The 23,445-nt window shown below is 60.1% G+C and carries 23 protein-coding genes and 2 riboswitches; of the genes, 5 read left to right on the forward strand and 18 right to left on the reverse strand.

Annotation, left to right across the window (positions count from 1 at the left end; all coding sequences use genetic code 11):
• From MEB48_RS29125 to MEB48_RS11410, 11 genes are all read right to left on the reverse strand, one after another.
• On the reverse strand, positions 1-110 hold a 110-nt coding region (locus MEB48_RS29125; protein ID WP_269137466.1), incomplete at its 3' end, for a transposase.
• 100 nt (positions 111-210) lie between these two features.
• Positions 211-1,428, reverse strand: coding sequence for an amino acid deaminase (locus MEB48_RS11365; protein WP_237884336.1), 1,218 nt, complete (start codon positions 1,426-1,428; stop codon positions 211-213).
• Between the two features lie 39 nt (positions 1,429-1,467).
• On the reverse strand, positions 1,468-2,232 hold the full coding sequence (locus MEB48_RS11370) for an IclR family transcriptional regulator (protein ID WP_237884337.1): 765 nt from the start codon (positions 2,230-2,232) through the stop codon (positions 1,468-1,470).
• A gap of 176 nt (positions 2,233-2,408) precedes the next feature.
• Positions 2,409-2,798 (reverse strand): RidA family protein, encoded by a 390-nt coding sequence (locus MEB48_RS11375; protein WP_038982964.1) that lies wholly within the window; start codon positions 2,796-2,798, stop codon positions 2,409-2,411.
• A 24-nt stretch (positions 2,799-2,822) separates the two neighbouring features.
• Entirely contained in the window at positions 2,823-3,614 is a 792-nt protein-coding gene (locus MEB48_RS11380) for an amino acid ABC transporter ATP-binding protein (protein ID WP_237884338.1), read from the reverse strand.
• On the reverse strand, positions 3,611-4,273 hold the full coding sequence (locus MEB48_RS11385; protein ID WP_237884339.1) for an amino acid ABC transporter permease: 663 nt from the start codon (positions 4,271-4,273) through the stop codon (positions 3,611-3,613). The genes MEB48_RS11380 and MEB48_RS11385 overlap by 4 nt, the downstream gene beginning before the upstream one ends.
• Positions 4,274-4,283: 10 nt before the next feature.
• Positions 4,284-4,946, reverse strand: a complete 663-nt coding sequence (locus MEB48_RS11390) for an amino acid ABC transporter permease (protein WP_237884340.1) — start codon at positions 4,944-4,946, stop codon at positions 4,284-4,286.
• 53 nt (positions 4,947-4,999) lie between these two features.
• A complete protein-coding gene (locus MEB48_RS11395) occupies positions 5,000-5,848 on the reverse strand; it encodes a transporter substrate-binding domain-containing protein (protein ID WP_237884341.1) in 849 nt (282 codons plus the stop codon).
• Positions 5,849-6,158: 310 nt separating this feature from the next.
• Positions 6,159-6,440, reverse strand: coding sequence for a type II toxin-antitoxin system RelE family toxin (locus MEB48_RS11400; RefSeq protein WP_237884342.1), 282 nt, complete (start codon positions 6,438-6,440; stop codon positions 6,159-6,161).
• The gene (locus tag MEB48_RS11405; RefSeq protein ID WP_205887946.1) at positions 6,430-6,678 is read right to left on the reverse strand and encodes a type II toxin-antitoxin system Phd/YefM family antitoxin; all 249 of its coding nucleotides are present in this window, start codon (positions 6,676-6,678) and stop codon (positions 6,430-6,432) included. The genes MEB48_RS11400 and MEB48_RS11405 overlap by 11 nt, the downstream gene beginning before the upstream one ends.
• Positions 6,679-6,926: 248 nt before the next feature.
• A complete protein-coding gene (locus MEB48_RS11410) occupies positions 6,927-7,331 on the reverse strand; it encodes a MerR family transcriptional regulator (protein ID WP_237884343.1) in 405 nt (134 codons plus the stop codon).
• A gap of 77 nt (positions 7,332-7,408) precedes the next feature.
• On the opposite strand from MEB48_RS11410, the gene MEB48_RS11415 reads away from it, so the two are divergent.
• A complete protein-coding gene (locus MEB48_RS11415; protein ID WP_237884344.1) occupies positions 7,409-8,632 on the forward strand; it encodes an NADH:flavin oxidoreductase/NADH oxidase family protein in 1,224 nt (407 codons plus the stop codon).
• Positions 8,633-8,755: 123 nt separating this feature from the next.
• Here the strand turns inward: MEB48_RS11415 and MEB48_RS11420 are convergent, their stop codons facing one another.
• From MEB48_RS11420 to cobW, 5 genes are all read right to left on the reverse strand, one after another.
• Positions 8,756-10,402, reverse strand: a complete 1,647-nt coding sequence (locus MEB48_RS11420; protein WP_237884345.1) for a phospholipase D-like domain-containing protein — start codon at positions 10,400-10,402, stop codon at positions 8,756-8,758.
• Positions 10,390-10,959, reverse strand: a complete 570-nt coding sequence (locus MEB48_RS11425) for a vWA domain-containing protein (RefSeq protein WP_237884346.1) — start codon at positions 10,957-10,959, stop codon at positions 10,390-10,392. The genes MEB48_RS11420 and MEB48_RS11425 overlap by 13 nt, the downstream gene beginning before the upstream one ends.
• Before the next feature lie 119 nt (positions 10,960-11,078).
• Complete coding sequence (locus MEB48_RS11430) at positions 11,079-12,086, reverse strand: ATP-binding protein (protein WP_237884347.1); 1,008 nt, start codon at positions 12,084-12,086, stop codon at positions 11,079-11,081.
• Between the two features lie 140 nt (positions 12,087-12,226).
• A complete protein-coding gene (gene cobN / locus MEB48_RS11435; RefSeq protein WP_237884348.1) occupies positions 12,227-16,093 on the reverse strand; it encodes a cobaltochelatase subunit CobN in 3,867 nt (1,288 codons plus the stop codon).
• A 3-nt stretch (positions 16,094-16,096) separates the two neighbouring features.
• Complete coding sequence (gene cobW, locus MEB48_RS11440) at positions 16,097-17,158, reverse strand: cobalamin biosynthesis protein CobW (RefSeq protein ID WP_330932702.1); 1,062 nt, start codon at positions 17,156-17,158, stop codon at positions 16,097-16,099.
• A 102-nt stretch (positions 17,159-17,260) separates the two neighbouring features.
• Positions 17,261-17,474: riboswitch (cobalamin riboswitch) on the reverse strand.
• Positions 17,475-17,751: 277 nt separating this feature from the next.
• A riboswitch (cobalamin riboswitch) is annotated at positions 17,752-17,978 on the forward strand.
• A 120-nt stretch (positions 17,979-18,098) separates the two neighbouring features.
• Here cobW and MEB48_RS11445 point away from each other — a divergent pair.
• The 4 genes from MEB48_RS11445 to cobM all read left to right on the forward strand — a co-directional run bounded on the left by MEB48_RS11445 (position 18,099) and on the right by cobM (position 20,248).
• Positions 18,099-18,290, forward strand: a complete 192-nt coding sequence (locus MEB48_RS11445) for a CbtB domain-containing protein (RefSeq protein ID WP_237884349.1) — start codon at positions 18,099-18,101, stop codon at positions 18,288-18,290.
• 11 nt (positions 18,291-18,301) lie between these two features.
• Positions 18,302-19,009 carry a CbtA family protein gene (locus MEB48_RS11450; protein WP_237884350.1) on the forward strand — a complete coding sequence of 236 codons (708 nt, stop codon included), beginning with the start codon at positions 18,302-18,304 and terminating at the stop codon, positions 19,007-19,009.
• Positions 19,006-19,419, forward strand: coding sequence for a cobalamin biosynthesis protein (locus MEB48_RS11455; RefSeq protein ID WP_237884351.1), 414 nt, complete (start codon positions 19,006-19,008; stop codon positions 19,417-19,419). Before MEB48_RS11450 ends, MEB48_RS11455 begins: the two co-directional genes overlap by 4 nt.
• A gap of 82 nt (positions 19,420-19,501) precedes the next feature.
• Positions 19,502-20,248 (forward strand): precorrin-4 C(11)-methyltransferase, encoded by a 747-nt coding sequence (cobM, locus tag MEB48_RS11460; RefSeq protein ID WP_237884352.1) that lies wholly within the window; start codon positions 19,502-19,504, stop codon positions 20,246-20,248.
• Between the two features lie 173 nt (positions 20,249-20,421).
• Here cobM and nfuA read toward each other — a convergent pair whose 3' ends face one another.
• Positions 20,422-21,006 carry a Fe-S biogenesis protein NfuA gene (gene nfuA, locus MEB48_RS11465; protein ID WP_007946504.1) on the reverse strand — a complete coding sequence of 195 codons (585 nt, stop codon included), beginning with the start codon at positions 21,004-21,006 and terminating at the stop codon, positions 20,422-20,424.
• Between the two features lie 125 nt (positions 21,007-21,131).
• The gene (locus tag MEB48_RS11470) at positions 21,132-23,417 is read right to left on the reverse strand and encodes a fatty acid cis/trans isomerase (RefSeq protein ID WP_237884353.1); all 2,286 of its coding nucleotides are present in this window, start codon (positions 23,415-23,417) and stop codon (positions 21,132-21,134) included.
• Positions 23,418-23,445: the final 28 nt, after the last annotated feature.

Below are 23,445 nucleotides of genomic sequence, written 5' to 3' on the forward strand. Positions count from 1 at the left end.
GCACTGATGTCCAGCGACGCGCAGACCTCCTGTACCGAACAACCGTCATCAATCACCATGCTGGCTGCACGATGTTTGAACTCGCGGGAAAAGACTCTTCTTTCTTTCATGGAACCTCCAAATTGGCAAAATCATATCGCCCTTAAGAGGTGTCCGGAATTATTAGGCCAGATCAGGCTTGCCCGCGAAGGCCGCACCTCGGTCTGAACCTTAAAAACAGGTTTCCATGGTTTCGATGACATTCAGTTGCTCATCCACCAAACACCCAACTCGCCACTTGTCGAACGTCAAACACGGGTGCGAAGTACCGAACGAAATGATATCGCCCACCCGCAACTCAACCCCCGGCGCCACGGTCATGAACGCATGCTGGTCCATCACCGCCGTCACTTTGCAGGCACTCACATCATCGCCGACCACCGGCACCACGCCGGCCTTGTAACGCAGCAACGGCACCGGTAAACCGGCGTCATAGGCGACGTCACGTTTGCCCAGGGCGATCACCGCAAAACCTGGCTCCGGCAACGACTGCACATGCGCCCAGACTTCCAGCGCCGGGCGCAAACCTTCGTGCAGGTCGCTGCGACGGTCGAGCACGCAGCATTGCGCTTCTTTGTAGATGCCATGGTCGTGGGCCACGTAACTGCCGGGGCGCAACACGCTGAGGAAACGCCCACCGGCGTTCTGAGCTTCGAAGGATTCGGCAATCAAGTCGTACCAGGCCGAACCCGAAGCGGTGATGATCGGCTTGGCAATGGCGAACGCACCGTTGTCCTGCAACTGCACCGCCAGACGCACCAGCGAATCGGCAAAATCGCGAATACCAGTCACCGCGTGATCGCCGTGAATCACCCCTTCGTAACCCTCGATCCCGGTCAGCGCCAACGCCGGTTGCGCCGCGATAGCCTTGGCCAGCGCCAGCACTTCGGCTTCGGTGCGGCAACCGCAACGACCGCCGACTACGCCGTATTCAATCATTACGTTCAGGCGCACACCGCGAGAAGCGAAATACGCGCCGAGGTCCGCGACGTTATCCGGGTGATCGACCATGCAATAGAAATCGAAGCCCGGATCTGCCAACAGATCGGCGATCAGCGCCATGTTCGGCGTGCCGACCAATTGGTTAGCCATCAGCACCCGGTGCACACCATGGGCGTAAGCCGCGCGGGTTTGCGTGGCACTGGCCAAGGTGATGCCCCAGGCACCGGCGTCCAGTTGGCGACGAAACAGCGCCGGGGTCATGCTGGTTTTACCGTGAGGCGCCAGTTCCGCGCCGCTGTGGCTGACGAAGTCCTGCATCCAGCGAATGTTGTGTTCCAGCGCATCGCGGTGCAGCACCAGCGCCGGCAGGCTGACGTCACGCACCAGATTGGCGCCAGTGTGGGCAAAGCCTTTTTCCACGGAGGCAATGTTTTTGGCAGAAGACATGGTCGAACTCCTCACACACGCGGCCGCAGGCAGCCGCTGTTATTCGTTGATACGCCGGGCGAGGCTATTGGCGCTGTCGATCAGCACCCGGCGATAGTCGTTGTAATTGTTCTTCGCATCGGCCCGTGGGGCGACGATGCACAGGGTCGCGATGGCGATGCCGTTCGGGTCTTTGACCGGGGCGGCGAAGCAATGGGTAAAGGTGTCGGCGACGCTATCGAAGGAAAAGAACCCATCAACACCGGCCTGGCGGATTTCCTCGAGAAACCGCTCCAGCGGCAGACGTTCGCCATCGGGCAGGATGAAGTCGTCGGGGTCAATCAAATCGACGATCTGCTGATCGCTCAGGTGCGCCAGCAGGAGACGCCCGGAAGCGGTCCAGGGGATCGGCGCGTTCTCCCCTATGTCCGAGGAAATGCGAAAATGCCGCTCGCCCTCTTTCATTAACGCAACGGTGTATTTGCGCCCGTTGAGCAGGCACATCTGCGCGGTTTCGCGGGTCTGGCTGACGATCTCCTGCAAGGCATGGTCAGCCTCGCGGGTCAGGTCGAAATGGCGCAAATGCGCCTGCCCGAGGAAGTACAGCTGACGGCCGAGGTAAACGTGACCGTCCTTGCCCACGGGTTCGAGAATGCGTCGCTCCAATAAGGAGGCGACCAGTTCGTAGACCGTGGATTTCGGGCTGCCAATGCCGCTGGCGATTTCATTCGGGCGCAGGGGCTGGCCGATTTCCTTGAGGAAATCGAGGATATCGAACGCCCGGTCCAGACCGCGAGCCCGGCGCTTGATGGTGTCTTCGGTCATGTTTCAGGTTCCCATTCAAAGTGCCGGGCAATCTACCAGATCATGCCCTTGATGATCGTTCCCACGCTCCGCGTGGGAATGCCGCCAGGGATGCTCCGCGTTCCGCTTCCGAGAGTGACGCAGAGCGTCACGGGATGCATTCCCACGCAAAGCGTGGGAACGATCGGTGCCAGAAATCAGGCCTTTTTCTTGTACGCGACGCAATCAATCTCGACCTTGCAATCGACCATCATGTTCGCCTGTACGCAGGCCCTCGCCGGGGCGTGTTCGCTTTTGAAGTATTCGGAAAACACTTTATTGAAACTCCAGAAATCCCGTGGGTCTTCCAGCCACACGCCGGTACGGACTACGTCTTCCAGACCGTAACCGGCTTCTTCCAGGATCGCGATCAGGTTTTTCATGGTCTGGTGAGTCTGCTCGACAATCCCGCCCACGATAATTTCGCCGTCCAGCGCCGGCACCTGACCGGACACGTGCAGCCAGCCATCGGCTTCGACGGCGCGGGCGAAAGGACGGGGCTGGCCGCCACCGGCGGTGCTGCCGGTGCCGTAACGAGTAATGCTCATGAGTGTTTCTCCTGATTGAAAAAGTTAAAAGCGAGTGCTCTTGAGAAATTCCGCCAGACGCGGCGATTGCGGGCGCTCGAACAGTTCCTTGGGTGGCCCCTGCTCTTCGATCCGCCCCTGATTCATGAACACGATCTTGTCCGAGACTTCGAAGGCAAAGCGCATTTCGTGGGTCACCAACAGCATGGTCATGCCGTCTTCGGCCAGGCCCTTGATCACGTTCAGCACTTCGCCCACCAGTTCCGGATCGAGGGCCGAGGTGACTTCATCGAACAGCATCAGGCTGGGGTTCATCGCAATCGCCCGGGCAATCGCCACGCGCTGTTGCTGACCACCGGACAACTGACCGGGGTAATGATCGCGACGTTCCAGCAACCCAACCCGCTCCAGCCATTTTTCCGCCAGCGCCACGGCCTCATCCTTGTGCAGCTTTTTGACCTTGAGCAAGCCGAGAGTGACGTTCTGCAATGCGGTGAGGTGCGGGAACAGATTGAATTGCTGGAACGCCATACCGGTCATGGCGCGATGGCGGGCGATGACTTTTTCCGCGTGACGCACGCGCTTGCCGTTGACCTCGTGATAGCCGATGGATTCGCCATCGAGCAGAATCTGCCCGCCCTGGAACTCTTCGAGCATGTTCACGCAGCGCAGCAGCGTGGTCTTGCCCGAGCCGCTGGAACCGATCAGCGTGACCACGTTGCCGCGCTGCAGGGTCAAGTCGACGCCCTTGAGCACTTCGAGCTGGCCGTATTGTTTGTGCAGGCCACGAATGTCCAGCAGCGCTTGATCCTGTGTCGAAACTTGAGCTTGTGTCATGGCAAGGCCACCCGCTTTTCAATGTGCCGGCCGAGTAATTCGATGGCGTAATTGATGATGAAAAAGAGCAAACCGGCGAACAGGTAAAACTCCAGGGTCATGAAGGTCCGGGCGATGATCTGCTGGGTGCTGAGCAGCAATTCGGCAACGCCGATCACCGACAGCAGCGTCGAGGCCTTGACGATCTCGGTGGACGAGTTGACCCAGGTCGGCAAGATCTGCCGCAACGCCTGGGGCAACAACACGTAGCCCAGTGCCTGGTAAAACGTCAGGCCGATGGCCTTGCTCGCTTCCATCTGGCCACTGGGCAACGCTTGCAATGCACCGCGCACAATCTCCGCGACGTGGGAGCCGCAAAACAGCGTCAACCCCAGGGTGCCGGCCCCGAATGCGCTGATTTGCCAGCCCAGTGCCGGCGCCATGTAGAAGCAGGCCAACACCAATACAAACACCGGCGTGCCACGAATGATGTCGACGTAAAAACGGAACGGCGCGCGCATCCAGAACGTGCCGTAGGTGAGCACCAGGCCTGCAACGATGCCGACCAGCGTGCCCAAGAAAATCGCCAGCGCCGAGCATTGCACACTAGTCAGGAAGCCTTGCCACAGGACTTCCCGCGCCACCCATAATTCATGTAGCCAACTGGGGGATTCGTACATGGGGAACCTCCTATCGGCGAATCGCCAGACGCTGTTCGAGGTAACGCAGCATCATGGCAATGAGGTAACAGGCCGCAACATAGAGCGCCGTGGTCACCAGCCAGGTTTCGATCACCCGGTAGCTCTCGACATTGATCTTGCGCGCGTAATAGGTCAGCTCCGGCACGGCAATCGCCGCCGCCAACGAGGTGTCCTTGAACAGCGAAATGAAGTTGTTCGACAGCGCCGGCAGCACATTGCGCAGCATCACCGGCACGGTGATGTAGGCCTTGACCTGCCACTCGCCCAAACCGATTGCCAAGCCGGCTTCACGTAGCCCCTTGGGAATGCTCAACAGACCACCGCGAAACACTTCGGTCAGGTACGCCCCGGCATACAGCGACAGGGTGATGATGAACGACGGGATCTTGTCCAGACGAATGCCCAGGCTGGGCAATGCGAAGTAGATCAACAGAATCAACACCAGAATCGGCGTGTTACGGATTACCGTCACATACACCGAGGCCATCACCCGCAATGCGCGATGCTTTGACAGCAAGGCAAACGCCATCAGCAGGCCGATCACGCAGCCGATGGCGATCGACACCAACGCCAGTTCAAGGCCCAAGCCGAGCCCCGCTAGCAAGGTATCGAAATCGCGCCACACGGCGGCAAAATTCAACTGATAGTTCATGGTCAGCAGTACCTTGAGCGGGGCAATTTAAAACCGCCCCGCCCTCACCGGGATCATTTGTATTCGACGGGGAAACCGATCGTTGGGGTCGGCAGATCGACACCGAACCACTGCTTGAACGATGCCGCGTAAGTCGGGAACTCAACGCCTGTCATGCCTTCATGCAGCACGGTGTTGACGAAGTTCAGCCAGTCCTGATCGCCGCGTTTGACCGCACAGGAATAGGTTTGCGGGCTCCAGGCATAGGCCGGGCTGCGATAGCGACCAGGGTTCTGCACCATCAGGTATTTCACCGACGACTGATCGGTGGCCGCGGCGTCGGCCCGGCCGGAGTTCACCGCCTGATACATCAAGTCCACGCTGTCGTACTGATCGACCTTGGCCTTGGGCAGCGCCTGATGCACCAATTCTTCGGCATACACGTTCTGCAGCACCGCCACGATCACACCGTCACCGGCAGCTTTCAGGTCGTCGATTTCCTTGTACTTGCTGTTGGCCGGCAACAACAGGCCAACGCCTTCGCGGTAATACGGCAGCGTGAACGCAACTTGTTGGGCGCGGCTGGCGGTCACGGTGATGAACTGACAACTCATGTCGACCTTGTCGGTCAGCAGATTAGGAATCCGCGCATCGGACGACTGCACCACGAACTCGACCTTGCTCGGGTCGTTGAACAACCCTTTGGCCACCATTCGCGCGATATCAATATCAAAACCCTGCAACTTGCCATCCGCTCCCTGGAAGTGCCACGGCGCATTGGTACTGCCCGTGCCCACGATCAATTTCCCACGGGCCAGCACGCTGTCGAGCTTGCTATCCGCCGCTTGGGCGACACCCATGACAGCGGCCGAAGCCGCGAACAGAAAAACACACGCTTTAAACAACGAAGGTCGGCGATGCATGGCAAGCACTCCAGGGTCATGTTTATTCCGCTATACCGGAATACGGTATGTAACAACGGAATAAACAGCAGAAAGTGTGCCACAGGATGTGTGGCGTAATCTTGGGGAATTGAAAAGTGTTTTGAATCAGATGGATGCGCGTTAGCGCGAGGAAGGCGTTACAAAATGGACAATTGAATGAACGCTACCGTTGGCCACAACGCACGGGTACTTGCACCACAGTTGAAGGTATAACGATTTAAAACAAGACAAGACAACCTCGCCTTTGACCTACCCGCATGAATGCCGAAGCTCGGGGACTTTTGCATCTCTACCGCTCGCCTGCGCCCTTATAAACATCTCCCCGCTTTCTTTTTCCTACTGCTATCACCGTCACGACCAGAACCTCATCAACAACCCGATAAACCAGGCGATAGCCGGCACTACGCAGCTTGATCTTGTAAGCATTACCCAATCCACTCAGCCGATCCGCTGGAACATGCGGATTAGCCAACCGCTCCTGAAGCTTTTTCTTGAACTGCTCCCTCAACGTTGACCCAAGCTTCTGCCATTCCTTCCAAGCTTTCTCAGAAAACTCCAGCTCATAGGTCATCGAGAGAAACCTTGATTACAGGATCGTTTTCTCGCTCGCGGCAAAGGGCAATCAGTTCCATGTCTTCAAGCCGGTCCATCATCGCTTCGTATTCTTTGGCGGGGACGCAGTAGAAAGCGGGTTCATTACGGTTGAGGATCGCGACGGACAACCCACCACCCGCAGCGACTGTACCCATCGGGTTTTTCTTTAGTTCGGATATGCTCGCTACAACCTGTGAAAGCACGATGTGTGTCATACGCTACTCCTTGAAGTGCTTTTAATAGCGCTAAAAATAGCACTCTAAACCGAGTCTGGCATGAAGCTCAAGGGGATTGCGTCTGACAGATCGCTATCGCGAGCAGGCCCTGATACCGGTAAGACGCAGTACCTGTGGGAGCGTGGCTTGCCCGCGAAGAACGATGACGCGTAAGACCTGAAAAACCGCGGTGCATTCTTCGCGGGCAAGCCTCGCTCCTACAGGTTCTGCGTCTTGGCTTACCAGCATTAGTGCTTGAGCGACGCCAACACACGCTCGGTATTCGCCCCGCAAGCCATGCCTTCGGGCCGTGTCTGGATGTTCTCGATCACCTCCAGTAACTGCGCCTTGCTCTGGGCCAGGTGCAGTTGCATCGCTTCGATCTGTTCGACCTTGCGCCTAAGGCTTGCCACCAGTTCGTCGTGATTGAACTCACCCGTCGTAGCATCCGGTAGCAGCAGTTTCAGCTCTTCGAGGCTGAAGCCGGCCTGCTGTGCGCACTGGATGATTTTCAGGGTTTGCAACACTTGCGGCGGGTAACGCCGATAGCCGTTGGCCTGCCGCTCGACCTGACGAATCAGGCCCTGGGCCTCATAAAAACGAATGCGCGAGGCGTTCAACCCACTCTGCTGCGCCAATTCACCAATCTTCATCACAGCCTCGTTTGCACGCTTGACATTAAAGTTAACTTTAAGCTTAGCCTCTACTCTTCACTGATGAGGAGTCAAGCATGTCGCCCTTCCAAGCGTTGAATTTGCCCAACGGCCAGACCATCGGCAATCGCATCGCCAAAGCCGCGATGGAAGAGAACCTCGCCGATACCGGGCAAGCACCTTCCGGCGAGTTGTTTCGGCTGTATCAAGCCTGGGCCAAGGGCGAAGCCGGGCTATTGCTGACCGGCAATGTGATGATCGACCGCCGCGCCATGACCGGCCCCGGCGGCGTGGTGCTGGAAGACGAGCGACACCTCGAACGCTTTCGCCAATGGGCAACCATCGGCCGGGCCGGTGGCGCGCAGTTCTGGGTGCAGCTCAATCATCCCGGCCGCCAGACCATGGCCAACCTCGGTCAGCAAGCGTGGGCACCCTCGGCCGTGGCGCTGGATCTGGGCGGGTTTTCGAAGATGTTTGCCGAGCCCAAACCCATGGGTGAAAACGACATCGCAGAGGTCATTCAACGTTTCGCCACCAGCGCCGCTCTGGCGGAAAAGGCCGGTTTCACCGGGGTGCAGATTCATGCCGCGCACGGTTATCTGATCAGTCAGTTTCTCTCGCCGCTGACCAATCGTCGCACCGACCGCTGGGGCGGTTCTCTGGAAAATCGTGCGCGCCTGCTGCTGGAAGTGCTCAGCGCTGTTCGCAAATCCGTATCACCGCAGTTTTGTGTAGCGGTGAAGCTCAATTCCGCGGACTTCCAGCGCGGCGGTTTCGACGCCGACGACGCCCGGCAAGTGATCCGATGGCTCAACGACCAGCAAATCGATTTACTGGAACTCTCCGGCGGCAGTTACGAAGCCCCGGCCATGCAAGGCGAGGCTCGCGACGGTCGGACCTTGGCACGAGAAGCCTATTTTCTGGAAATGGCCGGTGAACTGGCTGGTGTGGCGAGCATGCCGGTCATGGTGACTGGTGGAATTCGGCGGTTGGCGATCGTCGAACAAGTGCTCGACAGCGGCATTGCCATGGCCGGCATCGGCACGGCAATGGCCATTGAACCGGACCTGGCCAAACGCTGGCGTGAAGGCCAGAACAGCCACCCGCAATTGCCACCGATTCGCTGGAAACGCAAACCTCTGGCCGCGCTGGCGAACATGGCCGTGGTGAAATTTCAGCTCCATCGATTGGGCCGGGGACGCAAGCCTAGACCACAGGTCTCGGCGGTATGGGCATTGATCCTCGACCAGTTGTACATCGCTCGGCGTACCCGTCAGTACCGCCAGGCAATGGGCAAATAACCGAAGATGAAACCTGTAGGAGCGAAGCTTGCTCGCGAAGACGGCGGCACAGTCAACATTGATGTCGACTGACACGCCGCTTTCGCGAGCAAGCTTCGCTCCTACAAGGACCCGCCAGGCTGATTATCGTCCGGCAAAGCGCAACCGTGACAACATGCGCAAATCACCTGCGAGGTAATAATCATCGGTCCAGCTGTCATCCGGAGCCAACGGCCGGACCTGCTTGAGCGAGAGTTTTTTTGCGAAATAGCGGAACCGGTAATGCTCGTAAAAACGCAGCAGTTCCAGCCCGTAGCGATCGGCCAGGTCAGTGTCGCCACGGATGATCAGGTAGTTCTCGTCATTGCCGTTACTGGCCGCTTCACTGAGGTTGTGGCTGCCGCTGATGATCGTCGGTGAGTCGCTGGTGAAGTCGACGACGATGGCTTTGGTGTGCACCAGCAGGTTGCCCTTCTGGCCTTTCATGTTTTCCTTGAGCCAGCCTTCCAGGCCGGTGTTGAGCAGTGCGGTGGCGGCAAATTGGGCGGTGCGGTCGGCGTGGAAACCGGTGATGCGGCTGACGGTGTTTTGCAGGCCATAACGCAAGATGTCGTCGTGGGGCTGGCCGAGCAAGGCGTTGAGCACTTCGTCCGGCAAGGCAAAGGCCGTGACAAACAACAGGTCTTTTTTGGCGGCGTTGATGATCTCGACGAACTCACGCAAGTCGCCCTGGCCCGAGCGCGGTGAGAAGCCGGCGAACAGCGCCTGGTCCGGCTGCATCGGATTGTTTTCCGTGAGCCATTCCCGTGTGGCCCCGACATCTGCCGGCGTGGCCCAGACCTGCTCGAAGGTTTGCAGATAGCTGGCGCCGACCTGAGCATCGTCCAACACATGCACTACGTTGGCCTGACGATAAACGCCGTTGGGGGTGAAATTGGTGCTGCCACAGAGTACCGCTTCGGGTTGATGCTGCCCCGCTGCATCGAGCCGGCTCAGGACCATGAACTTGTTGTGAAAAATGTTATGCGTGACCCGCCCGCGCTTGTTCGCCGCCGGGATTTTTTCCAGGCTGGCTTCGTTCAGTGCCGTGGTGTCTTCGTCCGGTTGCGCGTGGTACAGAACCCGAAGCTTTACGCCGCGCTCGAAGGCGGCGTTCACCGCATCGACGATCACCTGCAACTGGTACTCATAGATCGCGATGTCCAGCGCCCATTGGCTATCCTCGGCCCGTTCGATGAACCCCAGCAAGCGTGCGAGCAGATCGTTTTCCAGCCATTGTCGCGGGGCGTCGGGCCATTCTTCGATGGGCAGTTTCTTGTTGGCGCTGAGCAGCGCATCAACGTCGGCGAACTTGCGCTGGAAGGCCTGACTGGCGGCCACCGCCCGGTTGAAGATGACGTTCTGGCCCGTTGGCAGTCCATTGTCGGTTCTGATCGTTACTTCCAGAAACTCGCCCAACAGCGGCGCGTCGGCGGTGCCATAGGCCAGGTGAACCCGATAATGGATCGTCACACCCGGATTGACCGCGTAATCGGCCCAGCGAAATTTCTGCAACGGCGCGAGATCGCTGGGGGTGGCGTGAAACTGGGGGAACGTATGAGCCTTGCCGGGGAAGGTCAGGCTGTTGAACAGAAACAGCCAGGGTTTGCTGCCATGCTGTTTTTCGATGGCGAAACCCAGCAGGCCTTTGCGCCGGGACTCGGCCACGTCGATGGCCAGCAGCACGCCGTTGGTGCCAGCGTAGGCTTTGACGCGAAAATCGTCCTGATCATTGCGGGCTAGAACGCGCATGGGTCACTCCTGTGAAAGATCAAAAGATCATCGATATGCTGGTAATGCGTTTGCAGTTGATCCGCCAACACCTTAGCCCGTCCGAGGCGAATCGGCCCCCGCTCAATGTCGATCAGCAACCCCGGGCAATCCAGTGCCGGCAACGTCGACCATTCCTTCAGCCGTCCATCCGTCACCAGCAACAGCCGTTGCTGCTCTGCCGGAAAGCGCTTTTGCCGTACCGCCAGCCAACGCCCCGCCTCGCCCAGCGCCGCCAGCATCGGCGTACCACCGCCGGCACCGAGCCCTTCGAGCCAGTCGCGCAAACCCGCAGAGGCTTTCAACCCTTGCACCTGCCACTTCGGCACATGACCGCTGGCCGTCAGCAAAGCCAAGCGCGCACGCTGTCGATAGGCATCGTCGAACAGTTGCGCCAGCAGGCCCTTGGCATCGCTCAATGCCTGATGACGCCGGGTCGAAGCCGAGGCGTCGACGATCACCAGCCATAATTCATGAGGGGTGCGGGTGCGCAGGTGAAACCGCACATCGTCGCGCTGACGCGGTCGCCCATTGAGCAAGGTGCCCGGCCAATTGATTGATCCACTGAGCGCAGCGTGATGCTTGCCCTGTCTACCGCTATCCAGCCGTCCTGCGCGGGGTCTGGCATTCGCCCCCGCGTCTGATCGAGGGCGAATGCCTAGGGCTTTTTTGGCCAGCTCGGCACTTCACGTCGAACGCCGATCGGCAGCGCCTGGGCGGGCATTTCACCCCACTGCCCCTGACCTTCACTCGGGTTGGCGTTCTGGTTGGAGGGCGGCTGTGCTGCCGGGGATTGGTGTGGCGCCGGTGGCGAATGTTCGCGACGACGATGGCGCAAGGCAAACTCGGCGACCGCGTCGATATCTTCTTCGCCAATGGCATTCGCTCCGCGCCAGGCTGAATGAGCCCGGGCCGCGCGCAACCAGACCAGATCGGCCCGCAGACCATCGACGCCGGCAGCAAAGCAACGCTCGGTGATCTGCGTCAGCGCGGCATCGTCGAGAGGAATGCTCGCCAGTGCCGAGCGCGCCTTCTGGCAACGCTCGCGCAATGCGTGTTGCTGGCTTTCCCATTCGGCGCAGAACCCTTGCGGGTCGCTGTCGAAATCCAGTCGACGACGGATGATCTGACCGCGCTCGGCGGGTGCGGTGTGGCCACTGAGGGCGACATTCAGGCCAAAGCGGTCGAGCAATTGCGGGCGCAGTTCGCCCTCCTCCGGGTTCATGGTGCCGATCAGCACGAACTTTGCCGAATGCCGATGGGAAATCCCGTCGCGCTCGATCAGGTTGGTGCCGCTGGCGGCCACGTCGAGCAGCAGGTCCACGAGGTGATCAGGCAGCAGATTGACTTCATCGACGTACAACACGCCGCCATCGGCCTTGGCCAGTACACCGGGAGAAAATTGCGCGCGACCTTCGCTCAGGGCCGCGTCGAGGTCGAGGGTGCCCACCAGCCGTTCTTCGGTGGCGCCCAGGGGCAAGGTGACGAATTGACCGCTGGCCAACAGGTCCGCCAGGCCTCGGGCCAAGGTGGATTTGGCCATGCCGCGCGGGCCCTCGATCAGCACGCCACCGATTTTCGGGTCGATGGCGGTCAGGTACAGCGCGAGCTTCAAGTCATCGGCGCCGACCACGGCGGAGAGCGGGAAATGGGGGGTGTCGGTCATGTGGCATTACTCGTTGTGGTCGGTGGTGTGATCGTTCCCACGCTCTGCGTGGGAATGCAGCCCGGGACGCTCTGCGTCCCAACAGCCGAACGCGGAGCGTCCGTAGAGGCATTCCCACGCAGAGCGTGGGAACGATCCCGCTAACTGTCTTCTTCTATGTCCAACAACAAATTCTCCAGTGCCTCGCGGTATTCGCCTGGCTCTTTCCACATCCCACGCTGCTGCGCTTCGAGCATGCGCTCGGTCATGTCGCGTAAGGCATGGGGATTGTGTTCGCGGACAAACTCCCGGGTCGCTGGGTCAAGCAAATAGGCGTCCGCCAGCAACGCATATTGGTGATCGTCGATCAACTGCGTGGTGGCGTCGAAGGCAAACAGGTTGTCGACCGTCGCCGCCAGTTCGAACGCGCCTTTATAGCCATGACGCTTGACCCCGTCGATCCATTTCGGATTGGCCGCCCGGGAACGGATCACCCGGTTCAGCTCTTCCTTCAACGTGCGAATTTTCGGCAAGTCCGGCTGACTGTGGTCGCCGTGATAACTGGCCGCCGCTTTACCGCTGAGACTTTCGACGGCCGCCAACATGCCACCCTGGAACTGGTAATAGTCGTTGGAATCGAGCAAGTCATGCTCGCGGTTGTCCTGATTCTGCAGCACTGCCTGCACCTGGCTCAGTCGCTGGGAAAACTGTTCGCGGGCCGCAGTGCCTTCATCGGAGCCGCCGTAAGCGTAGCCGCCCCAATTCAGGTAAACCTCGGCCAGGTCTTCGCGGCTTTGCCACAAACGACCGTCGATGGCGCCCTGCACGCCCGCTCCATAAGCACCCGGCTTGGCGCCAAAGATGCGCCAGCCGGCCTGTCGCCGCGCCGCTTCTTCATCCAGACCGGATTCCAACAGCGCTTGCCGCTCAGCGCGGACCTTGGCCGCCAACGGGTTGAGATCGTCCGGTTCATCCAGCGCCGCGACCGCTTGCACGGCGGCGTCGAACAGCCGGATCAGGTTGGCAAAGGCATCCCGAAAGAATCCAGAGACGCGCAAGGTCACGTCCACGCGCGGGCGGTCCAGCAAACTCAACGGCAGAATCTCGAAGTCGTCGACCCGTTGACTGCCCGTCGCCCACACCGGCCGTACACCCATCAGCGCCATGGCCTGAGCAATGTCATCGCCGCCGGTGCGCATGGTGGCAGTGCCCCAGACCGACAGGCCGAGCTGCCGCAGGTGATCGCCGTGGTCCTGCAAGTGCCGCTCAAGAATCAGGTTCGCGGACTGGAAGCCGATGCGCCACGCGGTGGTGGTCGGCAGGTTGCGCACATCCACCGAATAGAAATTGCGCCCGGTGGGCAGCACGTCCAGACGACCGCGGCTCGGCGCACCGCTAGGCCCGGCCGGGACGAATCTTCCGTTGAGGGCATCGAGTAGACCGCGCATTTCTGCGGGGCCGCAGGCGTCCAGGCGTGGGGCAACTATGTCGCGAAGGCTGTCGATGATCGCGCTTACGTCGGACCAACCTGCCTCCTGTGGGAGCGGGCTTGCTCGCGAAAGCGGTGTGTCAGGCAAATCAATGTCGACTGCCACTCCGCTTTCGCGAGCAAGCCCGCTCCCACAGGGGCCGGGTTGGGCTTGAGGCTGGTTCAACGTGTGCGAAATCAGTTGAGTGGCGAACAGCTCCAGACGTTCACGAGTATCCCCCGCCGTACGCCACAGTTCATCGCTGACTGACAGCAATGCGTCCGGCCGAGGACCGTTCCAGGGCTCGGCCAAAACGCAATCCAACGGGTCGAAGCCCAATTCAAACGCCTTGGCCAGCGCCCGCAGCAAGCTCGATTGCGCCCCACGTCCGTCGCCGCGAGGAATACGCAACAAGGCCAATAAGGTGTCGATGCGCAACCGCCCGGTCGGCGATTCGCCAAACACGTGCAGGCCATCGCGGATCTGCGACTCCTTCAAGTCGCACAGGTACGTGTCCAGACGCGGCAACCAGATCGCTGCGTCGGCGTCACTGTCGAGTTTCTCGTCCAGTTGCAGTTCACGGTCGATGTGTGTGTCGCGCACCAATTGCAGAATATCGCGCTGCAGTTCCCGAGCGCGGCGCGGATCGAGCAACTGCGCTTCATAATATTCGTCGGCCAGCAATTCGAGATTACGCAGCGGACCGTAGGTTTCAGCGCGGGTCAGCGGCGGCATCAGGTGATCGATAATCACCGCTTGGGTGCGACGCTTGGCCTGGGCGCCCTCGCCCGGGTCGTTGACGATAAACGGATAGATGTTCGGCAGCGGCCCGAGCAATGCGTCCGGCCAGCAGCTTTCCGACAGCCCGACGCCCTTGCCCGGCAGCCATTCGAGGTTGCCATGCTTGCCAACGTGGATCACGCCATGAGCACCGTAGGTGTTGCGCAACCAGAAATAGAACGCCAGATAGCCGTGAGGCGGCACCAGGTCCGGATCGTGATACACCGCGCTCGGATCCACCTGATAACCCCGGGCCGGTTGAATGCCGACGAAAGTCAGGCCGAAGCGCAGACCGGCAATCATCATTCGTCCGCCACGGAACATTGGATCGTTTTCGGGTGTGCCCCAGCGCTCCAGCACAGCTTGGCGATTGGCCTCGGGCAAGGCGTTGAACATCAGGTTGTAGTCGTGCAGCGCGAGGCTTTGATGGCAGGGACGCTGGTCGAGGGTGTCGAGGTCGTTGCTGACGCCGCCGAGCAATTGCTGGATCAGCGCGGTGCCGCTGTCCGGTAGCTCGGCCGGCAACGGATAACCTTCGGCGTGCAGGGCACGGAGAATATTCAGTGCGGCGGCCGGTGTGTCGAGACCCACGCCATTGCCGATGCGCCCATCGCGAGTCGGGTAGTTGGCAAGGATCAGGGCGATACGTTTTTCGCCGTTGGGCACACGCGCCAGATCGATCCAGCGCCGCGCCAGTTCGGCGACAAAATCCATGCGCTCAGGTGCAGGCCGATAGCAAACCACGTCGGACTGACTGCGCTCACTGCGCCAGGCCAGGTCCTTGAAGCTGATCGGCCGGCTGATGATTCGCCCATCCAGCTCTGGCAATGCGATGTGCATTGCCAGATCGCGGGGACCGAGGCCCTGTTCGCTGGCTCGCCAACCGGGTTCATTGTCCTGAGCGCAGATTGCCTGGATCACCGGAATGTTGCGGCGAAACGGTCGCAAATGCGGTGCTTCAGGGCTGGATTGGGCGAAACCGGTGGTGTTGAGGATCACCCCCGCTTCGACTTCATCCAGCAGGTCCTCAACCACCGTCAGGCAGCCGGGTTCTTTCAAACTGGCCAGCGCAATCGGCAACGGGTTCAATCCCGCTGCCTGCAAGCGCTGGCAGAAAATATCGATGAAACCGGTGTTCGCCGCCTGCAAGTGCGAGCGGTAAAACAGCACTGCTGCCACCGGCTGATCAGCTTGCCAGTCGGCTTGCCAATCGCTCAGTTCAGCGGGGCTTTTATGTGGGTGGTAAATCGCCGTGCGTGGCAGGGTTTGTGGCTCGGCCCACGTGTAATCGCGACCCAGCCAGCGATTGGCCAGACAGCGGAAAAAATCCAGGGCATTGCTCATGCCGCCCTGGCGTAAAAACTGCCAGAGCCGGTTGCGGTCTTGCGCGGTTACGGTGCTCAGGTCACTGAGTTCCGGGTCCGGACGATCGTCCCCCGGTACCAGAATCAGCCGTACGCCGCGCCCGGACAATTCCACCAGACGCTCGATGCCGTAACGCCAATAGGCGATGCCGCCGTGCAGCGAGATCAGAATCACTTTGGCGTGGCGCAGCACTTCGTCGACGTAGAGATCGACCGACGCATGATTCTGCACCTGCATCGGGTTGGCCAGGCGCAGGCTCGGGTAATCGTCGGGCAACTGCTGCGCCGCTTCGGCGAGCAACGCCAGGCTGGAATCGCCGCTGCACAGGATCACCAGTTCGGCGGGGGTTTGTCCAAGGTCGGCAATGTTGTCATCCGACACGAAACCGCCGGGCTGGGTCCTGAGCAGGTGCATGGATTAAACGCTGAGCGCAGCGCGCAATTGCGCTTCGAGCGTAGTGGCATCCAGATCCTGACCGATCAATACCAGACGGGTAGTGCGCGCCTCTTCAGCGCCCCACTGACGGTCGAAGTGCTTGTCGAAGCGCGTGCCCACGCCCTGGATCAGCAGACGCATCGGCTTGTTCGGCACCGCTGCAAAACCTTTCACCCGAAGAATGCCGTGCTGAACTACCAATTGAGTCAGCGCATCCATCAGCAGGCTTTCGTCGGCTTGCGGCAGCTCGATAGAGATGGAATCGAACGCGTCATGGTCATGGTCGTCTTCACCTTCATGGTGATGATCGTGATGGCTGTGGCGGCTGTCGATGTGTTCTTCCGAACCGGCACCGAGGCCGATCAGCACGTCCAGTGGCAGACGACCGCTGCTGGCTTCGATGACTTTCACCGCTGGCGGCAGTTCTTCGGCGACTTCCAGGCGCACACGGGCCAGGTCTTCAGGGCTGATCAGGTCGGCCTTGTTGAGGATCACCAGGTCGGCGCTGGCCAGTTGGTCGGCGAACAGTTCGTGCAGCGGTGATTCATGGTCCAGGTTCGGGTCGAGTTTGCGCATGGCGTCGACCTGATCCGGGAACGCAGCGAAGGTGCCAGCGGCGACGGCCGGGCTGTCGACCACGGTGATCACCGCGTCGACGGTGCAGGCGCTGCGGATTTCTGGCCATTGGAAGGCTTGAACCAAAGGCTTTGGCAGGGCCAGGCCCGAAGTTTCGATGAGAATGTGGTCAAGGTCGCCACGACGCGCGACCAGTTCGCGCATCACCGGGAAGAATTCTTCCTGAACGGTGCAGCACAGGCAGCCGTTGGCCAGTTCGTAGACGCGACCGTTGGCTTCTTCTTCGGTGCAACCGATCGAGCACTGCTTGAGGATTTCACCGTCGATGCCCAGCTCGCCGAACTCGTTGACGATCACCGCGATACGGCGGCCCTGGGCGTTGTCGAGCATGTGGCGCAGCAAGGTGGTTTTGCCCGAGCCGAGGAAGCCGGTAACGATGGTGACGGGGAGTTTGGCCAGTGTTTTCATCGGATGCCCTTTGGCAAGGTGGCGGGCATACGGGACGACAATCGCTGCGGCAGGTGCGCGCGCGCAAGAGTTTCGCCACCGGATCACCCCGCCCGGTTGAAAGTGAGAATCTGTGTCGAGGCAGGTCTCCTGGCTGACGGTGTGCCAATCGTTCGACTGGCGTTTGCTGCGCCTTCCCGCGAACCTGATGGATCAGGGCTTGCAGTGGCGTGGCAGCGAACATCACCGTTCACAGTTGCGGGGGCAGCCGCGGCATCGACCGCGTTCCCTTCTTAGCTTCGGCAAACACCGAAGAACCTCGAAAGCGCAAGGCTACGCATCGTGTCGGGGCGGGTCAATGTCTTGTGGCACCCCGACCGGCCCCTTCGCGGGCAAGCCTCGCTCCTACAGAACGTGGTCGCCCACAATTTATCTTGATCGTTCCCACGCTCTGCGTGGGAATGCAGCCCGGGACGCTCTGCGTCCCATTCAGAGCCGAACGCGGAGCGTCCGTTGAGGCATTCCCACGCAGAGCGTGGGAACGATCAATGGAAACGCCTCGGTATCGAGTTGAGAACCCCTGCCAATTGACGCCCAACCCCCGCCCATGCTCTCCTACACGCCTTGTTACGGGTGCCCTTCACAGGGTGAAACGGGAAACCGGTGAATCATGTGCTTTACTCTAAAGCCATGTCATTCCGGTGCTGCCCCCGCAACGGTAAGCGAGTGAAGCGTCAGATCCACTGTGCCCGCATAGGGCATGGGAAGGTGATGCTTGCAGGTGTCGGCGCAAGCCCTGCCCCTCGCGAGCCCGGAGACCGGCCCGCAACACAAAGTGACTTTTACGTTCACTGAATAACAAATCCGCGGTGGGCGGGCGCTGTTCGAAATCTCTGCGTGCCCGGCGTGCGGAGGTTTTCATGCGCTCTATTCACCCGCTGACAGACCAGAGGGAAGCGCCATGTCGATCATCAGCAGTACCGCCAATAGCACCGCCAGCACCACTTCAACCTTGAGCCAACGCCTGACCGCCGCTTTTTGTGCGTCGATCCTTGGCGCTAGCCTTGTGTATTTCGCCGGTTTTTCGCACATCGAAGCGGTACACAATGCCGCGCACGATACCCGTCACAGTTCCGCCTTTCCGTGCCATTGAGACCTGCTGACATGATCAAGCGTATTGCGCAAACCGCAGGTTTCACCGGGCTGCTGGCCGCCCTGCTATTGACCCTGCTGCAAAGCTTCTGGGTGGCGCCGCTGATCTTGCAGGCCGAGACTTACGAAAAATCCGAACCGGCCGCTGTTGAAATCCACGAGCACGCCGCGGGCGCTGTCACCGCTCATACCCATGATGCCGAAGCCTGGGAGCCGGAAGATGGCTGGCAGCGCGTGCTGTCGACCACCGGCGGCAATCTGGTGGTAGCGGTCGGTTTCGCCCTGATGCTGGCAGGTCTCTACACCTTGCGCGCTCCACGCCGTACCTCCCAAGGTCTGCTCTGGGGTCTGGCCGGTTATGCGACGTTCGTGCTGGCGCCAACCCTCGGCCTGCCACCTGAGCTGCCGGGCACTGCCGCGGCGGATCTGGCGCAACGGCAGGTCTGGTGGATTGGCACTGCCGCATCCACCGCTGTCGGCATCGCGCTGATCGTGTTCAGCAGCCACTGGCTGATGAAGATCCTCGGCGTGGCGATTCTGGCCGTGCCTCATGTGATCGGTGCGCCGCAACCGGAAGTCCATTCGATGCTCGCTCCGCAAGCCCTGGAAACACAATTCAAAATCGCTTCGCAGCTGACCAACATGGCGTTCTGGCTGGCCCTGGGCCTGATCAGCGCCTGGTTGTTCCGCCGCAAAAGCGATGGCCAATACTCCGCATGACGGACGTCAGCGCAGCGCCGACCCTGGTGGTCGGCCTGGGTTGCCAGCGCGGCTGCCCCGTCAGCACGCTGCGGGCGCTACTCGATCAGGCGTTACAAGCCCATCAAATCGAGCTTCATGAGATCAAGGCCTTGGCCAGCATCGACCTCAAGCGCGAAGAACCTGGGCTGATCGAACTGGCCGAACAGTTGGCATTGCCCTTGACGTACTTCAGTAGCGAACAGTTGGCGGCCTATCAACCGCAACTCAGCCACCACTCAGACATCGCGTTCGAACGCACTGGCTGTTATGGCGTAGCGGAAAGTGCCGCGCTGGCACTGGCCGAACATTTGGCGCAGGCACCGGCAAAGTTGCTGATACCACGACAAAAATACGCCCAGGCCACCCTGGCATTGGCCAGCGCCGCGTAAAATCCCCGATAATCCCCGCCTTCGATCATGAGCAATCTTCATCTGAAATGTGCTCATGCCCTTTTTCTGACAGGAAACGACGATGACCGTCTACTTCATTGGCGCTGGCCCCGGCGACCCGGAACTGATCACCGTCAAAGGCCAGCGGCTGATTCGTAGCTGCCCGGTCATTATCTATGCAGGCTCCCTGGTGCCCGCCGCCGTGCTGGAGGGCCACCGGGCCGAACAGGTGGTCAACAGCGCCGAATTGCACCTGGAACAGATCATCGAGCTGATCAAGACTGCCCATGGCAACGGCCAGGACGTGGCCCGGGTGCATTCCGGCGACCCGAGCCTGTATGGCGCGATTGGTGAGCAGATTCGTTACCTGCGGGAACTCGACATCCCTTTCGAAATCATTCCCGGCGTCACCGCCACCGCTGCTTGCGCGGCGCTTTTGGGTGCTGAACTGACCTTGCCGGACGTGTCACAAAGCGTGATTCTGACCCGCTACGCCGACAAGACCGCAATGCCGGCCGGTGAAGAGCTCGGTAGTCTGGCGCAGCATGGAGCGACCATGGCAATCCACTTGGGGGTCAATCATCTGGAGAAAATCCTTGCCGAATTACTGCCGCACTACGGCGCCGATTGCCCGATCGCGGTGATTCATCGGGCGACCTGGCCGGATCAGGATTGGGTAGTGGGGACGCTTGAAGACATTGCCGAGAAGGTTCAAGCCAAGGGATTTCGCCGTACGGCGTTGATTCTGGTGGGTCGGGTGTTGGGCAGCGATCACTTCAGTGAGTCGTCGTTGTATCGCGCGGGGCATGCGCATTTGTACAGGCCCTGAGATGATCGTTCCCACGCTCCGCGTGGGAATGCAGCCCGGGACGCTCCGCGTCCCAAGAGCAGACGCAGAGCGTCCGTTGAGGCATTCCCACGCAGAGCGTGGGAACGATCAAAAACCGCCCATAAAAAAACGGTGCTCACGGGGCACCGTTTTTTATGTTTGCAGCGAACACCTTAGTAGTAGGCGTTTTCTTTCTGCGTGTGGTCAGTCACGTCACGAACACCCTTGAGCTCGGGAATGCGCTCAAGCAAGGTGCGCTCAATGCCTTCCTTCAAGGTGACGTCTGCCTGGCCGCAACCCTGGCAACCGCCGCCGAACTTCAGTACGGCAATGCCGTCTTCGACCACATCGATCAGGCTGACCTGACCGCCGTGGCTGGCCAGCCCCGGGTTGATCTCGGTTTGCAGGTAGTAGTTGATGCGCTCGTTGACCGGGCTGTCGGCGTTGACCATCGGGACTTTGGCGTTTGGCGCCTTGATGGTCAGTTGGCCGCCCATGCGGTCGGTGGCGTAGTCGACTACCGCATCGTCCAGAAACGCTTCGCTGAACGAGTCGATGTAAGCGGTGAAGCTTTTGAGCCCCAGCGCCGTGTCTTCAGGTTTTTCTTCGCCCGGCTTGCAGTAGGCAATGCAGGTTTCGGCGTACTGGGTGCCAGGCTGGGTGATAAAGACGCGGATGCCGATACCCGGGGTGTTCTGCTTGGAGAGCAGATCAGCCAGGTAATCATGGGCGGCGTCGGTAATGGTAATAGCGGTCATGGAAACTCCTCGCAGGCTTGGACGCAGTTTACGCCAATCATCGCGCAGCACAAAGTCCCAGTATTTTTGTCGGGAAAGATGCACCTGTCGATGATCCTCTGATCACCGCCGGGATAAACGGTGTTTCAGAGGTTTTCGTAGCGGTTCATGTCCAGCACGCCCTCTTCCACCGGATTGGTGTCATGGATATAGCGGCTCAGATCATGGAAATACTGCCAGAACTGCGGATGGCTGCGGCGAATGCCCCAACGTTCGACGATCTTCTCGAAACTGGCAGCGTCCTTCGCGTTTTCCATCGCGTCGACGAACGCAGGCACTTGGCCGGCCGGGATGTTGAACATGAAGTTGGGGTAGCTGCTGAGCACACCCGGATACATCGTCAACGTGTCGAGCCCCAGCTGATAGCGCAGCGACTCACCGAGCAGGAACGCCACGTTGCTATGAGCCCGGTTGCGCAGCAGGCTGTAGACCTCGCGCTTGCCGCTTGGGGTCTCGATGCGCAGCATCGTGGCTTCCGGCAACAGATCGATGACTTTCAAACCGGCGGCCGGGCGTGACGTCAGTCGGCTCAAGGCCTGTTCAGCGTTCTGCAACGCCTGATCGATGTTCGGTCGCGAGCAATAAGCGCCATCGCAGCGGTTGATCGGGTCTGGTTTGGCGTTGAGCTCGCCGTATCGGGCCAGCAATTGCAGGGCGAAATCGCGTTTCGGATCCTTTTCGTCCAGATTCAACGCCGTCGGCTTATCGTTGTCGATGTACTCGTAATCCAGCCACATCTTGAACTGGCCGCTGTTCTGGTACCAATCGTCGAGAAAGCCGTCCCGTGAGTCGGCCGGCATCAAACGCAGGAAGTTCTGCTCGGCACCGTTGCGGATCAGATCGAAGTACAAGCGGGTCTGAGCCTGATGGGACAGGTTGCCAAACACATCGAAATTGACCGCCAACTGGTAATAAGTGCGTTCCAGCAACGGGTAATCGAACAGCCACATTGTCTGCGGCACGTCACCGATCAGACCCTTGCTCACCGAGGCGCTGTCGAAATGCCGGAAGATGCTCAGCAACGCGTTGTCATTGCCGGCCCACAGAGTCGACCAGCTCGGTGCCGGCAGATCGGCGTAGCTGTCGCGGCGCAGGGCTTCATATTCGTTGCGCTTGTCGCGGTAGTCGTGCCATAGGCTCAGAACACTGCCGACGTCATCGTTCTGCCCTGGCATCGCCAGCAACGGCGTAGCCTGGCCGCGATAGTTCGGATCGGTGATGTAAAGGTCATGCTCCGGGGCCTGGAACAGCGCCCAGAAGTTGTCGCGGATCACGTCGGTGGCGATCTGTCCACGGCAGACCGGGCCACGAATAAAGGTGCGCACGAAGTACTCGGCGTTATCGAGCATGAACTGGTAACGCGCCTGAGCCGGGATGGCCTCAAAGGTCGTGAACGGATTGGCCCGTCGCTCTGGCCCGTAACCCGGCAAAGCGTCGACCTGCCAGTTGCCGCTGTAAAACAGGCTTTTGACCCGCGCCATCTTCGCCGCGCTCAGCGGGTAGGTGATGTGGGTCTTGTGCACGATCACGCCTTGCACCGGCCACAGGCGGTAATAGACCTGAGTGCCCGGATCGTCATTCGGACGGCGGGTATTGATCAAATCAATTGGCTGGCCCGTCGGCGTGCGCGAACGTACCCACTGAAAGAAATGCCCCGGCTCGCCGTCCTTGAAATAGAGGTGCGCAAGGAACCAGTGTTCGAACAACCAGCGCCCCACCAGACTCTCCCGAGCGCCCGGCGCGTTGAGCAGGTTTTCCCATTGCACCACCTGCAAGGCTTCCCTGGCGCTGGGCACCAGACCCTGCTCATCGATTGGCGCACCGGACGTCAGCCAGCGTTGCAGCGTCTGGTATTGCTGATCGGTCAGGCCGGTGACCGCCAGCGGCATGCCCTCCTTCGGATGGGAACCGGCGTAGCCGTCGAACTCCGCCGGCATGGCGCAGATGTTTTCCCGGTTCAGGCCCAAGACGATGTCTTCCGGTAATTTGGCATTGGGTTGCAACGGGGTTTTGTGGCCCAGTTCGAGCATCCGCGCCATCAGCGCCGCCTGGCTGCCTTGAGCGTCGAGCACCGAATAAAAGCCTTTTTGCTGCCAGGCACGTTTGCCGAACGCGTCATAAAACAGCCGGGTCGGTGCTGCGGCCTGACGGCGTTCGCCGTCATAGACCGGCGCTTTGGTCGCGCCCCGGGCCGCCCCTTCGCCACTGCCCAGATTGAGCTGACAGGCGGAGTCGTAACAGGCATGGCAGGCCACGCACTTTTCGGTGAAGATCGGTTGAATGTCGCGGACGTAGGAAATATCCGGACCTTGCGCAGCGGCGCCCCCGCTTAAAAACAGCATCAATAGGCTGGTGACGACGCGATACGACATATCCCTGGTCCTGATCATAAGAAAACGC

It is taken from the genome of Pseudomonas sp. PGPR40 (genome assembly GCF_022014505.1).
Lineage (GTDB): Bacteria > Pseudomonadota > Gammaproteobacteria > Pseudomonadales > Pseudomonadaceae > Aquipseudomonas.